Source organism: Stenotrophomonas sp. GL_111, assembly GCF_057835245.1.
The window spans coordinates 2,087,075-2,100,494 of sequence record NZ_CM174421.1 but is presented as its reverse complement, the minus strand read 5'-3'; the positions used below and the strand labels follow the sequence as shown (position 1 = coordinate 2,100,494).

15 protein-coding genes are annotated in these 13,420 nt (G+C 66.4%); 13 read left to right on the top strand and 2 right to left on the bottom strand.

Annotated elements, in window-relative coordinates:
- The first annotated feature begins 26 nt into the window (after positions 1 to 26).
- From AC3IPM_RS09665 to AC3IPM_RS09645, 5 genes are all read left to right on the top strand, one after another.
- Positions 27 to 1,157, top strand: coding sequence for a GNAT family N-acetyltransferase (locus tag AC3IPM_RS09665; RefSeq protein WP_489303848.1), 1,131 nt, complete (start codon positions 27 to 29; stop codon positions 1,155 to 1,157).
- Positions 1,154 to 1,900 carry a leucyl/phenylalanyl-tRNA--protein transferase gene (gene aat / locus AC3IPM_RS09660; protein ID WP_489303846.1) on the top strand — a complete coding sequence of 249 codons (747 nt, stop codon included), beginning with the start codon at positions 1,154 to 1,156 and terminating at the stop codon, positions 1,898 to 1,900. Before AC3IPM_RS09665 ends, aat begins: the two co-directional genes overlap by 4 nt.
- A 111-nt stretch (positions 1,901 to 2,011) precedes the next feature.
- A complete protein-coding gene (gene infA, locus AC3IPM_RS09655; protein WP_005409596.1) occupies positions 2,012 to 2,230 on the top strand; it encodes a translation initiation factor IF-1 in 219 nt (72 codons plus the stop codon).
- 216 nt (positions 2,231 to 2,446) lie between these two features.
- A complete protein-coding gene (locus AC3IPM_RS09650) occupies positions 2,447 to 2,818 on the top strand; it encodes a hypothetical protein (RefSeq protein ID WP_489303844.1) in 372 nt (123 codons plus the stop codon).
- A gap of 225 nt (positions 2,819 to 3,043) precedes the next feature.
- On the top strand, positions 3,044 to 3,922 hold the full coding sequence (locus AC3IPM_RS09645; protein WP_489303842.1) for a hypothetical protein: 879 nt from the start codon (positions 3,044 to 3,046) through the stop codon (positions 3,920 to 3,922).
- Positions 3,923 to 4,005: 83 nt separating this feature from the next.
- Here the strand turns inward: AC3IPM_RS09645 and clpA are convergent, their stop codons facing one another.
- The gene (gene clpA, locus AC3IPM_RS09640) at positions 4,006 to 6,288 is read right to left on the bottom strand and encodes an ATP-dependent Clp protease ATP-binding subunit ClpA (protein WP_489303840.1); all 2,283 of its coding nucleotides are present in this window, start codon (positions 6,286 to 6,288) and stop codon (positions 4,006 to 4,008) included.
- 129 nt (positions 6,289 to 6,417) lie between these two features.
- On the opposite strand from clpA, the gene AC3IPM_RS09635 reads away from it, so the two are divergent.
- A complete protein-coding gene (locus AC3IPM_RS09635) occupies positions 6,418 to 7,227 on the top strand; it encodes an aminoglycoside phosphotransferase family protein (protein WP_489303838.1) in 810 nt (269 codons plus the stop codon).
- A 35-nt stretch (positions 7,228 to 7,262) separates the two neighbouring features.
- Here AC3IPM_RS09635 and clpS read toward each other — a convergent pair whose 3' ends face one another.
- A complete protein-coding gene (clpS, locus tag AC3IPM_RS09630; protein WP_489303836.1) occupies positions 7,263 to 7,595 on the bottom strand; it encodes an ATP-dependent Clp protease adapter ClpS in 333 nt (110 codons plus the stop codon).
- A gap of 93 nt (positions 7,596 to 7,688) precedes the next feature.
- On the opposite strand from clpS, the gene AC3IPM_RS09625 reads away from it, so the two are divergent.
- The 7 genes from AC3IPM_RS09625 (at position 7,689) to AC3IPM_RS09595 (ending at position 13,300) form a co-directional block, all read left to right on the top strand.
- Complete coding sequence (locus AC3IPM_RS09625) at positions 7,689 to 8,153, top strand: hypothetical protein (RefSeq protein ID WP_489303834.1); 465 nt, start codon at positions 7,689 to 7,691, stop codon at positions 8,151 to 8,153.
- 1 nt (position 8,154) lies between these two features.
- Complete coding sequence (locus AC3IPM_RS09620) at positions 8,155 to 8,616, top strand: NUDIX hydrolase (protein ID WP_489303832.1); 462 nt, start codon at positions 8,155 to 8,157, stop codon at positions 8,614 to 8,616.
- Complete coding sequence (gene mnmA / locus AC3IPM_RS09615; RefSeq protein WP_489303830.1) at positions 8,613 to 9,752, top strand: tRNA 2-thiouridine(34) synthase MnmA; 1,140 nt, start codon at positions 8,613 to 8,615, stop codon at positions 9,750 to 9,752. Before AC3IPM_RS09620 ends, mnmA begins: the two co-directional genes overlap by 4 nt.
- A complete protein-coding gene (gene hflD, locus AC3IPM_RS09610) occupies positions 9,749 to 10,363 on the top strand; it encodes a high frequency lysogenization protein HflD (RefSeq protein WP_489303828.1) in 615 nt (204 codons plus the stop codon). Before mnmA ends, hflD begins: the two co-directional genes overlap by 4 nt.
- Positions 10,364 to 10,463: 100 nt before the next feature.
- Complete coding sequence (locus tag AC3IPM_RS09605) at positions 10,464 to 11,654, top strand: methyl-accepting chemotaxis protein (RefSeq protein ID WP_489303826.1); 1,191 nt, start codon at positions 10,464 to 10,466, stop codon at positions 11,652 to 11,654.
- 170 nt (positions 11,655 to 11,824) lie between these two features.
- On the top strand, positions 11,825 to 12,049 hold the full coding sequence (locus AC3IPM_RS09600; RefSeq protein WP_489303824.1) for a hypothetical protein: 225 nt from the start codon (positions 11,825 to 11,827) through the stop codon (positions 12,047 to 12,049).
- Between the two features lie 69 nt (positions 12,050 to 12,118).
- Positions 12,119 to 13,300 carry a winged helix-turn-helix domain-containing protein gene (locus tag AC3IPM_RS09595; RefSeq protein ID WP_489303822.1) on the top strand — a complete coding sequence of 394 codons (1,182 nt, stop codon included), beginning with the start codon at positions 12,119 to 12,121 and terminating at the stop codon, positions 13,298 to 13,300.
- The last annotated feature ends 120 nt before the right edge of the window (positions 13,301 to 13,420 follow it).

Sequence of the window (13,420 nt, the reverse complement as noted above, 5' to 3'; positions counted from 1 at the left end):
CCATTGCCCTGCCCTATCCTGTCCCCATGCCCGATCCACGCTTCCTCCACCGCCTGTCCGACGTCCCGGCCACCACCTGGGACGCCCTGCACAACAGCCACAACCCCTTCGTCAGCCACGCCTTCCTGGCCGGGCTGGAAGAGCACGGCTGCCTGCGCCCCGAATGGGGCTGGCGTCCGCGGCACTTCACCCTCTGGGACGGGGAGACGCTGATCGCGGCGGCACCGGGCTATCTGAAGGACAACTCGCATGGCGAGTTCGTGTTCGACCACGCCTGGGCCGATGCCTACGCGCGGCACGGGCTGGACTATTTCCCCAAATGGCTCGGCGCGGCGCCGTACTCGCCCGTGACCGGGCCGCGCCTGCTGGCCCGTAACGACGCCGACCGCGCCGCGCTGCTGGCCGCCCTGAGGTCGGAGGTCGAACGGATGGGCTGGTCCTCGGCGCACATCAACTTCCATCGCGCCGACGAAGACAGCGTCTTCGGGGCCGACTGGATGCTGCGCGAGGATATCCAGTTCCAGTGGCACAACCCCGGCACGTGGCAGTCCTTCGGCGATTTCCTCGCGGCGATGGACCACAAGCACCGCAAGAACATCCGCCAGGAGCGCGCCAAACTGACCCGCAGCGGCGTCACGTATCGCATCGTGCATGGCGATGAGGCCACGCCGGAGGATCTGCTGGCGATGCATGGTTTCTACCTGCAGACCTTCGCCGAGTACGGCAACGCCCCGGCATTGACGCTGCCCTTCCTGCGCCACCTTGCTGCCACGATGCCGCGCCAGCTGGTGATCTTCCTGGCGATGCACGAGGGTGCGCCCGTTGCCGGCGCGCTGTGCCTGCGCGGTGCGGACACGCTGTACGGCCGCTATTGGGGCGGCGCCACCCTGCCCGGCCTGCATTTCGAGACCTGCTACTACCAGGGCATCGAGTACTGCCTGCGCGAGGGGCTGACCCGCTTCGAGCCCGGAGCGCAGGGTGAGCACAAGCTCGCGCGCGGCTTCCTGCCGCATACCGTGCGCAGCCGCCACTGGGTGGCCGAGCCCGCCTTCGCCGGCGCGCTGGCCAGCTGGTGCGCGCACGAACGTGATGACGTGGCGCGCTATGCACAGTCGCTGCAGGCGCACAGCCCCTTCAAGGCGGCAGACCCGGCATGAAGAACCGCCTGCCCTGGCGTCTCGATGACCGCCCGGACGCCCCCTTCCCGCCCGCCGAAACCGCGCTGCGCGATCCGGACGGACTGCTGGCCGTCGGCGGCGACCTGCACCCGGTGCGGCTGCTCAATGCCTACGCCGGCGGCATCTTTCCGTGGTTCTCCGAAGGTCAACCCTTGCTGTGGTGGTCGCCGGACCCGCGCATGGTGTTCCGTACCGATGGGCTGCACCTGTCCGCACGCTTCCGCCGCGAGCTGCGCGGGAGTGCCTGGACGGTACGCGCCGATACCTGTTTCGACGCGGTGATCGACGCCTGCGCCGCCATCCCGCGCCCGGGCCAGGATGGCACCTGGATCACCCGCGGAATGCGCGATGCCTATGTGCAGCTGCACCAGCTGGGTCACGCGCACTCGGTGGAGGTCTTCGACGGCGAGCAGCTGGTCGGCGGCATCTACGGGGTGGCGATCGGGCAGATGTTCTTCGGCGAAAGCATGTTCAGTGCGGCCAGTGGCGGCTCCAAGGTGGCACTGGCCGCGTTGGCGCACCGGCTGGCGCAGTGGGGCTGGCCGCTGATCGATGCCCAGGTGGAGAACGACCACCTGCTGCGCATGGGGGCTGAACATTGGGATCGGGACCGGTTCCTGGCCCTGGTGCGCGAGCAGGTACGACGGGATGCACCGGCCGGGCGCTGGACGGAACGGTTTGGGGTGTTGGGCGCGGGTGCATTGGCCGGCTTTCAGGGGTGAATGCCCAGTAAACCCGGGCGCTTAACGCAAACTTTGCATGAAGCGGCGAACGCGCGTAAAATGCCCGCTCTTATGGCCAGCCAGGCCGATTGCAGAACTGCACAGGACTACATGTCGAAAGACGACTCCATCGAGTTCGAAGGCACCGTCAGCGAGACGCTGCCGAACACCACTTTCCGCGTCCGACTGGAAAATGGGCATGAAATCATCGCCCACATCTCCGGCCGCATGCGCAAGAACTACATCCGCATCCTGACGGGCGACCGCGTCAAGGTCGAAATGACGCCCTACGACCTGACCAAGGGTCGTATCACGTACCGCATGAAATAAGCGGTTCGGGCGGCTTCCCAACAGAAGCCCCGCCAGAAGGCCAGCCAGGAGCTGGCCTTTTTGCGTGGGCGCAATTCAGCCCCCACCCCCTGCCAGCCGGCACCCTGACCGTGTGCACCCTGACGTCGGTCAGCCTGCCTTGCTGCAGATTCGCACTGGCCAGGCAGCGGTCAATCTGGTCGTCGATCCAATCCGGATCGTGAAACGGCCCCCGCCATGAAGACCCTGTCCCTGCTGAGCCTGCTGGCTGTCGCCGGCTTCACCACCGCCGCCCACGCTGCCGAAACCACTCCCGCCGCTGCGGCCGAGTGCATCACGCTCTCCGCGGACCAGCAGATCGTGCGCGCCAACGCCAACCAGGACGTGCTGCTGCGCAATGCCGACAAGCACTATGTCGTGCGCTTCGAAAGCAGCTGCAGCAGCGCGGCGATGTCGCCGAAACTGGCCTTCCTCACCCCTGGCCGCGAAGGCGAGCTGTGTGGTGGCGGGGCCAGCAGCCTGCGCACCAAATCGCAGAAGTGTGCGATCAGCGAAGTGGAATCGATCAGCCCGCAGGAGTTCGCCACGCGCGCCAAGGCGCGCCGCTGAGTGATCCCGGGGTGGCATGAAAAAGCCCCTTGCGGGGCTTTTTCATGACTTCAATCGAATCACGACCCATGGCTGGGTTGCATCAGCAATGAAAACGCAATCTCTTGCATGTTCAGGGCCCGCGGACCCTTTTACGCTGCCAACCCGCCCTGATGTCCGGTTCCAATGCCAAATTCGATGACACCCGACCGCCATTGCACATTCCCAGCCAGATCAGGACAAGGAATGCGTCATCGCTGGCACGGCCCAACGCTCTTGGCTGGCATGCTGCTCATCAGCGTGTTCCCAGCCGTTGCGAGGCAGCCGGCTATTGAACGTGTACAGGCAGTGATGGACCTGCTACCTCTTTCGCAACCACCACACGCGTACGACGACCTGATGTACGGGTCTGTCGCCGGGCCCAACAGGGCTGCCCATCTGCCGCGCTGGATTGCAGGTGATGGGCACGACCTGCCCAACGCTGCCGAACGCATGGCCTACCTTGAAATGCGGGAGCGTCCAGACGCGTATATGAGCCTGGAACTATCCGGGGAGATGACCGCACTGACCAGCGCCTGGGCAAGCGATGGCGCCGAGCGCAGCCAGGATTCAGAAGGTCGATTGCATTGGAGGGTGGAGCTGCCGACCATGCATCGAGATGGCACCACACGGTGGCGCGCAGACATTGCACCTCCCTTCATCCTGCTGTCGTCCCCCGAAGTGGCACGACAAGCGCCATCGACTACGCCCGCACCCGAAAACTCGGCCGCCGCACTGATGCGCGCCATGCTTTCGGGCGTCGCTGCCGTGATCGATCCAACCGAAGTCCCCTATCACATCGCCGTTCGGTTCGGGGCCGATCGCCATCTGTTCAACGATGACCATGACCGCAACACGCTCCGCGCAGCCGGCGTACCCCTCCCACTCGCCCAGGCCGGGATCTTTCTGAGCGACGCCGATGGCGCGCAGCGCGCCCTGCTGACCTGGCTCTGGCCCAGCTGCGACATGCCCGCTACCGCCATTGCCGCGCTCGACCAACTGGCACCTGGCGACGACTGGGAATCGACGTTCGCGCCCTCTGCAGGCTTCTGTCAGTTGCAGTTTGTTTCGCCGGCTCTGGAATGAGCCGACGCCCAACGCACCCGGCCCACAACCCATGGTCGTGAGCCGGGCGGGTGGCTGTCACGGCCATCGGCCGTGAACGCTGTTTACTCCACCGTAGCCGGCAGGCGGCGCTCCGGCTCGGCCTGGGTTTCCACGAACAACTCGTCGTCGCGGACGTCGATGTTGACCCGGCCGCCGTTGACCAGTTTGCCGAACAGCAGTTCGTCGGCCAGCGGACGCTTGACCTTGTCCTGGATCACCCGCGCCATCGGGCGGGCGCCCATCAGCGGGTCGAAGCCGTGGCGGGCCAGCCAGTCGCGCGCGGTCGGGGTGGCCGACAGGCTGACGTGCTTCTCCTGCAACAGCATTTCCAGCTCGATCAGGAACTTGTCGACCACGCGCAGGATGTGCTCGAAGCCCAGCGGCTGGAACTGCACCACCGCATCGAGGCGGTTGCGGAATTCCGGCGTGAAGCTCTTGCGCAGGATCTCCATCGCATCGGTGGCATGGTCCTGGCGGGTGAAGCCGATCGAACGTCGCGAGGCCTGGGCCGCGCCGGCATTGGTGGTCATCACCAGCACCACGTTCTTGAAGTTGGCTTCGCGCCCGTTGGTGTCGGTGAGCACGCCGCGGTCCATGACCTGCAGCAGGATGTTGAAGATGTCCGGGTGGGCCTTTTCCACCTCGTCCAGCAACAGCACGCAGTGCGGGGTCTTGACGATCTTCTCGGTGAGCAGGCCGCCCTGGTCGAAGCCGACATAGCCCGGGGGCGCACCGATCAGACGGCTGATCGAATGCGGCTCCATGTACTCGCTCATGTCGAAGCGGACCAGCTCGATGCCCAGTTGCAGCGCAAGCTGCTTGGTCACCTCGGTCTTGCCGACACCGGTGGGGCCGGCGAACAGGAAGTTGCCGATCGGCTTTTCCGGATTGGCCAGGCCCGAGCGGGCCAGCTTGATCGCCGAGGCCAGGGTTTCAATCGCCGGATCCTGGCCGAAGATCACCATCTTCAGGTTGCGCTCCAGGTGCTGCAGCACATCCTTGTCGGTGGCGCTGACCTGCTTGGCCGGAATGCGCGCCATCTTGGCCACGATGGTCTCGATCTCCTCGATGTCGATCAATTCCTTGCGCTCGCCTTCCGGCAGTAGACGCTGGCGGGCACCGGCCTCGTCGATCACGTCGATCGCCTTGTCCGGCAACAGACGGTCGCCGATGTGCTTGACCGACAGGTCCACCGCCGCCTGCAGCGCGTCATCGGCGTAGGTCACGCCGTGGTGCGCTTCATAACGGGGCTTGAGGCCCTGCAGGATTTCGTAGGTTTCGCCCACGGTCGGCTCGACGATGTCGATCTTCTGGAAGCGCCGCGCCAGAGCACGGTCCTTCTCGAAGATGCCGCGGTACTCCTGGAACGTGGTGGAGCCGATGCAGCGCAGCTCACCCGAGGCCAGTGCCGGCTTGATCAGGTTGGAGGCGTCCATGGTGCCACCCGAGGCCGAACCGGCGCCGATGATGGTGTGGATCTCATCGATGAACAGCACCGCGTTGGGCATCTTCTTCAGCGCGGTCAGCACGCCTTTGAGGCGCTTCTCGAAATCACCGCGGTACTTGGTGCCAGCAACCAGCGCGCCCAGGTCCAGCGAATAGATCACCGCATCGGCCAGCACGTCCGGCACCGAGCCTTCGACGATGCGCTTGGCCAGGCCTTCAGCGATGGCGGTCTTGCCCACGCCGGCCTCGCCCACGTAGAGCGGGTTGTTCTTGCGGCGGCGGCACAGCACCTGGATGGTGCGCTCGATTTCGTCGCGGCGGCCCACCAGCGGGTCGATGCGCCCGGCGCGGGCGGCGTCGTTGAGGTTGCTGGCGAACTCGGCCAGGGCGTCACCCTTGCCCTCGCCCTCGGCCCCTTCGGCCCGCCCTTCGCCATCGGCGGCCGGCGGCACCTCGCCCTCCTCGCCCAGCTTGGCGATGCCGTGGGAGAGGTAATTGACGATATCCAGCCGGGTCACGTCCTGCTGGTTGAGGTAATAGACAGCGTGGGAGTCCTTTTCGCCGAAGATGGCCACCAGCACATTGGCGCCGGTGACCTCCTTCTTGCCCGAGGACTGCACGTGGTAAACGGCCCGCTGCAGCACGCGCTGGAAACCCAGGGTGGGCTGGGTGTCGCGCCCATCGTCTTCGGCCAGGCGCGAGACGGACGCCTCGATGGCCTGCTCCAGCTCCTGGCGCAGGCGTTCGGCGTCCGCACCACAGGCCTTCAGGACGGCTTGGGCGGACGGGTTGTCGAGCAGTGCCAGCAGCAGGTGTTCCACCGTCATGAACTCATGTCGGGCCTCACGGGCGCGCTTGTAGCACTGACCGATGGTGTGTTCGAGGTCTTTACTGAACATGTTCTACTCCGGCGGCAGTTAGGGACAATATGCGGCCTTGCTGCGCAATTTCCATCACCCTAGCGGATCGGTGCGTTCAGACGGCGTTAGCACTCCGATTCCCGCGTCCAGATTCCCAGCGACTCCATCATGCCCGAACTACAGCTCACGAAATGGCAGCTTGAACGTGATGGCGATGTCATCACCACCCCGCATGCCCGGCTGTGGCCGGTCCGCCTCCCCGACGGCTCCCCGGCAATGTTGAAGATGAGCACGGAGACCGAAGAGCAGAACGGCCACCGCCTGCTGCGCTGGTGGGGCGGCGACGGCGCGGCCCGGCTGCTGGCCCACGAAGACACCGCCGTGCTGATCGAGCGTGCGGTGCCGGGGGATTCGCTGCGCCCGATGTCGATCCGCGGCGAGGATCCTGCGGCCACTGCACGGTTGTGCGACGTCCTACAGCGGCTGCACCGGCCGCGTGGCCCGGCGCCTGAAGGGCTGGTCAGGCTGGACGACTGGTTCGCCGACCTGCTGGCGCCACCGGTCGCGCTGTCGCCATTGCTGGAACAGTGCAGATCACTGGCGCTGGCAGTGCTGGCCGGGCAGATCGAACAGCGCCCGCTGCATGGCGACCTGCACCACGACAACGTGCTGGATTTCGGCGCGCGCGGCTGGCTGGCGATCGACCCCAAACGCCTGTTCGGCGACCGCGCCTTCGATTACACGGTGCTGTTCACCAACCCGGACCTGTGCGGGCCGGGCATCCATGTGGCGACCCGCGAGGCCATCTTCGCGGCGCGGCTGGAACAGGTGGCCGCGCTGGGCGGGCTGGAGCGCAGTCGACTGCTACGCTGGATCGCGGCCAGCGCGGGGCTGTCGGCCGTGTGGTTCCTGGCCGATGGCGACGACGCGACCGTGGATCTGCAGGTGGCAGCCATGGCGTTGGCGCGGTTGGAGTGAAGCCGAGGCAGCCACGCATGGCGTGGCGCTACCCCTCAGGGGCCGGCCTTTTCCATCGTGCACAGCAGCGGATGCTGGTTCATGCGCGAGAATTCGTTGACCTGGGCCACCTTGGACTCGGCCACTTCACGGGTGAACACCCCGCAGACGCCACGGCCACGGGTATGGACATGCAGCATCACCTGGGTGGCCTTGTCCAGGTCCATGGCAAAGAAGTGCTGCAGCACGGTCACCACGAAATCCATCGGGGTGTAGTCGTCGTTCAACAGCATGACCTGGTAGAACGGCGGCGGCACCACCTCCGGACGGGCCGGCTCAAGCAGGACGCCGTGGTCGTGGTGGGGTTCTAGGGAGGGCTCGCGAGGCATCCGCCCATTATAGGGCCGAGCTCGCCGGATTGGACGTCGCCCCCCACCGCCCTTCACAATCCACACATCCACCCACACTTTCACAGGGATTTCATGAAAAGGATCGTCACCGCGTTGTTGCTGACCGCTACCGTGTTCGGGGCCCAGGCCGCGACGCCCGACAAGGCTGTCGGCCGTGTGCTGGACAAGCTGGGCTACCCCTACGAAATCGACGAAGACGGCGACTACAAGCTGGTTTTCGATGCGGGCGATGACCGCAGCCAGCTGGTCTTCGTGCGCTCCTCGGTTGAAGAATACGGCAGCCACAAGATCCGCGAGATCTGGTCGCCGGGCTACACCTCGCCGGGCAAGCAGTTCCCCGCGGCGGTGGCCAACCGCCTGCTGGAAGATTCCCAGGACGCCAAGCTGGGTGCCTGGGTGAAGCAGGATCAGCTGGCCATGTTCGTGGTCAAGATCGATGCCAACGCCAGCTCCGACGTGCTCAGCGATGCCATCGATGCGGCCATGCGCACCGCCGATGACATGGAAAACGAACTGACCAAGACCGACGAGTACTGAAGTGAGTGCAGTGCAGGACTCCCGCTGGGCGCCCCACGTCACCGTTGCCACTGTGGTGGTGAAGGACGGGCGCCTGTTGCTGGTGGAGGAGTCCATCGACGGGCGCAGCGTGCTCAACCAGCCGGCCGGCCATCTGGAGCCGGAGGAGTCGCTGGCCGCCGCCGCGGTACGTGAAACCCTGGAAGAAACCGGCTGGACGGTGCGCCTGAGCGCCTTCATCGGCACCTACCAGTGGACCGCCCCCGATGGCACCGCCTTCCTGCGCTTCGCCTACGCCGCCGAACCGGTCGCCCATGACCCCCACCGCGCGCTGGATGCCGGCATCGAGCGCGCGCTGTGGCTGAGCCCGGCCGAACTGCAGGCCGATCCATCGCGCCTGCGCAGCCCGCTGGTCTGGGAGGTGGTCGCCGATTACCTCGCCGGCCAACGCCATCCGCTGTCGATCGTGAGGGAGACCGTATGAGTACCCCGCGGATCATGGTCGGCGTGTCCGGCGGCGTGGACTCCTCGGTCGCCGCCTGGCGGCTGGTCCAGCAGGGCGAGCCGGTGGCCGGGCTGTTCATGCAGAACTGGGCCGATGACGGCAGCGGCGACTGCCGCGCCGAAGACGACCGCCGCGATGCGGTGGCGGTCTGCGGCCTGCTTGGCATTCCGTTCCATTTCCGCGATTTTTCCGGCGAGTACTGGCAGGGGGTGTTCGAGCACTTCCTGGCCGAGTACGCGGCCGGCCGTACCCCGAACCCGGACGTGCTGTGCAACCGCGAAGTGAAGTTCAAGCACTTCCTGGATGCAGCGCGCGAACTGGGCGCCGAGCGTATCGCCACCGGTCATTACGCCCGCGTAGCCCAGGTGGGCGGGCGCTGGGCGCTGCTGCGCGGCGCCGACCGCAGCAAGGACCAGAGCTATTTCCTGCACCAGTTGGGCCAGGCCCAGCTGGCCGCCACCCTGTTCCCGATCGGCGACCTGCAGAAGAACGACCTGCGCCGGATCGCCCGCGACGCGCGGCTGCCGACCCATGCCAAGAAAGACTCCACTGGCATCTGCTTCATCGGCGAGCGCGACTTCCGCGAGTTCCTGGGCCGTTACCTGCCGGCCAAAACCGGCCAGATCCGTGACCCCGACGGCGCCCTGATCGCCGAACATCCCGGCGTGTTCTTCTTCACCCTGGGCCAGCGCGAGGGCCTGAACATCGGCGGCGTGCGTGGCCGCCCGGCCGCGCCGTGGTATGTGGTGGGCAAGGACGTGGCCAGCAATGTGCTCTACGTCGACCAGGACCGTGACAGCCCCTGGCTGCTCTCGACCCGGTTGCACTCGGAAACCGCGCACTGGATTGCCGGGGCGCCACCATCGCGCCGCTTCCAGTGCACCGCGCAGACCCGCTACCGCCAGCCCGACGAGGCCTGCGAGGTGGAGGTCCAGGAGGATGGCAGCCTGCTGGTCCGTTTCGCCCAGCCGCAGCGCGCCGTCACTCCGGGTCAATCGCTGGTGTTGTATGACGATGAGGTCTGCCTGGGCGGCGCGGTGATCGCCGCCACCGATGCGCCGCTGGAACAGCGGCTGCGGACCGTCCCTTCCCCCTTTGAGGTATCTGCTGCATGAGTTTTTCCGTCGACGACCGCGTTCTTGCTCTGGCCGGCATCGCCCAGGCCCTGCAGCAGGTGCGCCGCATCGCCGAAACCGGCCATTCCGAAGCGTCGGTAGTGCGCACCGCGATCGACAGCGTGTTCCGCATCGATGCGGACAGCCCGCAGGCCATCTTCGGCAGCGCCAGCAACGTGGCCCCGGGGCTGCGCCTGCTGCACAACTATTTCCGCAACCAGGGCCAGGACGAGGCATTGCCGCGGCTGGCACTGGCGGTGCTGCAGCTGGAGCGCCGCTTCGTGCGTGAGCATGGCGTGGTCGAGAAGGTCAGCCAGGGCATCGAACAGGCCCAGCGCCAGGCCACCGAGCTGGGCGACAGCGCCCACCCGGACGTGCTGGCCGCGCTGGGCGGGCTGTATGCCGACACCATCAGCCACCTCAAGCCGCGGGTGATGGTCCAGGGCAACCCGCACTACCTGGCCCAGGCCGGGGTGGTGGCCGAAATCCGGGCACTGCTGCTGGCCGCGGTGCGCTCGGCGGTGCTGTGGCGCCAGACCGGCGGCCAGTACTGGGACTTCCTGATCTCACGCAAGGCGATGATCGAAGCGGTGGACCGGCAGCTGCGCTGATCCGGGAGGGGGTCACGGTTTTTGCGCCAATGTGCAGTGCAGCACTAAAGCAAATGGGGGTACGGCCGATACCTCAACCGTGCACTTCCCGAGAACGTCCATGTACTCACGCATCTTCATCCGTCTGGCCGCCCCCCTGGCCTTGACCCTCCTGCTTCCGTTCGCCATCGGCTTCGAGTGGCCAGCCGCCCTGCGTTGGGCGATCCTGACCACGATGACGCTCAGTTGGCTGGGCTTTGCCTGGTGGACTGCCCGCGCGCAGACCCAGCGCTCGCCTGAACATGCCCGCATGCTGCGGGAGCAGGACCAACTGCTCACCGAACTGCGTTCGTTCGTGGCCAACGAAGTCGATGGCTCGCGCGGCGAAGTCGAACGTGCCCGCGACCTGATCCGCCATGCGGTCGGTGGCCTGGGTGGCAGCTTCGACGCCATGAACCGCAAGTCGCGCCAACAGAGCCAGGCCCTGGCCCGGATCGTCGACCGTGCCGGTGAAGACGGTGGCGCCGGTGTCGACGTGGCCCGCTTCGCCCAGCATGCCAGCCATCGCATGGAGCAGCTGGTGGAGGCGCTGGAGCAGGTCAGCGGCCAAAGCAGCAATACCGTGCAGCACATCGACCAGATGGCGCAGCACCTGGATGGCATCTTCGCGCTGCTGGAAGACGTCAAGTCGATTGCCGACCAGACCAACCTGCTTGCCCTGAACGCCGCCATCGAAGCTGCGCGTGCCGGTGAAGCCGGTCGTGGCTTTGCGGTGGTGGCCGATGAGGTGCGCAACCTGTCCGAGCGCTCGACCACCTTCAACGAGCAGATCCGCAAGCTGGCGCACAGCTCCAAGGATGCCATCGCCAAGGTCCGCGAGACGGTCTCGCACATGGCCTCCCGCGATATGGACCGCTCCCGCGAAGCCCGCCACGAAGCGGCGCAGATGCTGGACAACGTGGCCCAGATCAATGCCTCGCTTGGCGATGGCATGCGCGAGATTTCCGAGTGTGGCCGCGCCATCGACAGCTCCGTGGCCGAAGCGGTGCGTGCCCTGCAGTTCGAGGACATCGCCACCCAGGCCCTGGGCGGCGTACATACCCACCTGGACCGCCTGACTGCGATCAACCGCGAAGCGGTGGCCCTGCAGGAACTGCTGCATCGCAATGGCGGCGTGTTCGACGAAGAAATCGCCACCGCCCTGCAGCGTACCGGCAGCCGCCTGCGCGAAATGCGCAGCGAATGGGAACGTCCGCCGCACAAGGCCGTGGCCCAGCAGAGCATGGCCGCCGGCGCGGTCGAACTGTTCTGATCCAGATGTCGCGTGCCGGTTCCGGCACCGCCCACGGCCCCGGTGATCCCGGGGCCGTTGTGCTTGCGCTTTCCGCCTTTGCTGCAGAAGATGACCTGATGCTGTTGAACACCGCCCCCTCTGCTGTTGCCCCCTCCCCCGTGAGCGCGCCCGACGCCTTGGCGTCGATGATGGCTGAGGCGACCTCGCCCGTGGCGGGCGGGACGGCGCCACTGCAGGGCCGCGCGTTGCTCGCGCAGCTGGAACAGCTGGGCCAGGCCGAGCTGGTGCGGATGCTGCAGCGCGCGGAGGCTTCGGCCATTGCGGCGGCCACCCACGCCGATCCTGCGCTGGCCGGCCTGGCGTGGGACCTGGGCCTGAGTGGCGACGCACTGGCGGCAACCACCCCTCCCTGACGCCTTTCGGGCGCGGGTCCGGATCGCTACCATCCAGCGATCCCTTCGGCCCTTCCCGATGTGTCCTGCATGCGTCCTGCACTGAATTCACAACTGCGGCATCTGGCGTTGCACACGCAGGGGTTGGCAACGCAGCAGCCGTTTGGTGACGGTCAGGCGGCCACCCACCGTGCGATCTGCCATCTGGGCTATGTACAGATCGACACCCTGTCCGTGGTGGAACGCGCCCATCACCACGTACTCTGGAACCGCGTCCCGAGCTACGACCCGGCGCATCTGAACGCGCTGATCGGCGAACGGAAGATCTTCGAATACTGGCACCACGCCGCGTCCTATCTGCCGATGCGCGACTACCGTTTCGCGCTGCCGCGGATGGTGTCCATCCGCAAGGGCGAAAGCCGCTATTTCCGCAATGGCGACAAGCGCCTGATGAAGGAGATCCTGGCCCGGATCACGGCCGATGGCCCCATGCGGATGCGTCATCTGGATCAGGGCAGCAGGGAAAAAGGCGCCTGGTGGAACCAGGGGCCGGGGCGACAGGCCTTCGAAACGCTGTTCATGCGCGGCGATCTGATGGTCTGCGAGCGCAATGGCATGGAGAAAACCTACGACCTCACCTCACGCTGCCTGCCTGATGATATCGACCTGCGCGTTCCGACGCTCCGCGAGCATGCCGCGCACCTGTTCCAGACCACCCTGCGCGCGCATGGCGTGTTTACCTCGAAACAGCTGCTGCACCTGCAGCCGGGCAGCGCCCTGCGCGATGCCATGCGCGAGGTGGTGGAGGCACAGGTTGAAGCCGGTGCGGTGGCCGTGCTGGACGCTGGCGAAAGGGTGAGCGGATACGTCGACGTCGCCGCGCTGGAGCAGTTGGATCGGATCACGCCCGGCGTGAGAATCCTCTCCCCGTTCGACAACCTGGTGATCCACCGCGATCGCCTGAGTGCGCTGTTCGGGTTCGACTACCGGATCGAGTGCTACGTGGCGGCCTCCAAGCGGGTGTTCGGCTACTTCTGCCTGCCGGTGCTGTTCGGCGACACCCTGGTTGGGCGGATGGACTGCAAGGCCCACCGCGCGGAACAGCGGCTTGAGGTGCTCAGTTTTCACTGGGAGGACGCGACCGTGGACCGGGATGCGTTCCTTCCAGCATTGCGCGAGGAACTGCAGCGCTTTGCCGCATTCAACAACTGCACGGTGCTGGATGATCGGGTCATCGCAGGCAAGCGCCGCAAGACCCGGCAACGGTCATGATTGCCGGCGCCGGCCGGGCTCAACGTCGGTAATGCAGCGTGGGCCGTTTGGGAATGGCTTCGGGACTTGTGCCGCGCTGCGCGCGGTTGCCGAGCATGGCTCGGCACTACCCCCGGCCAT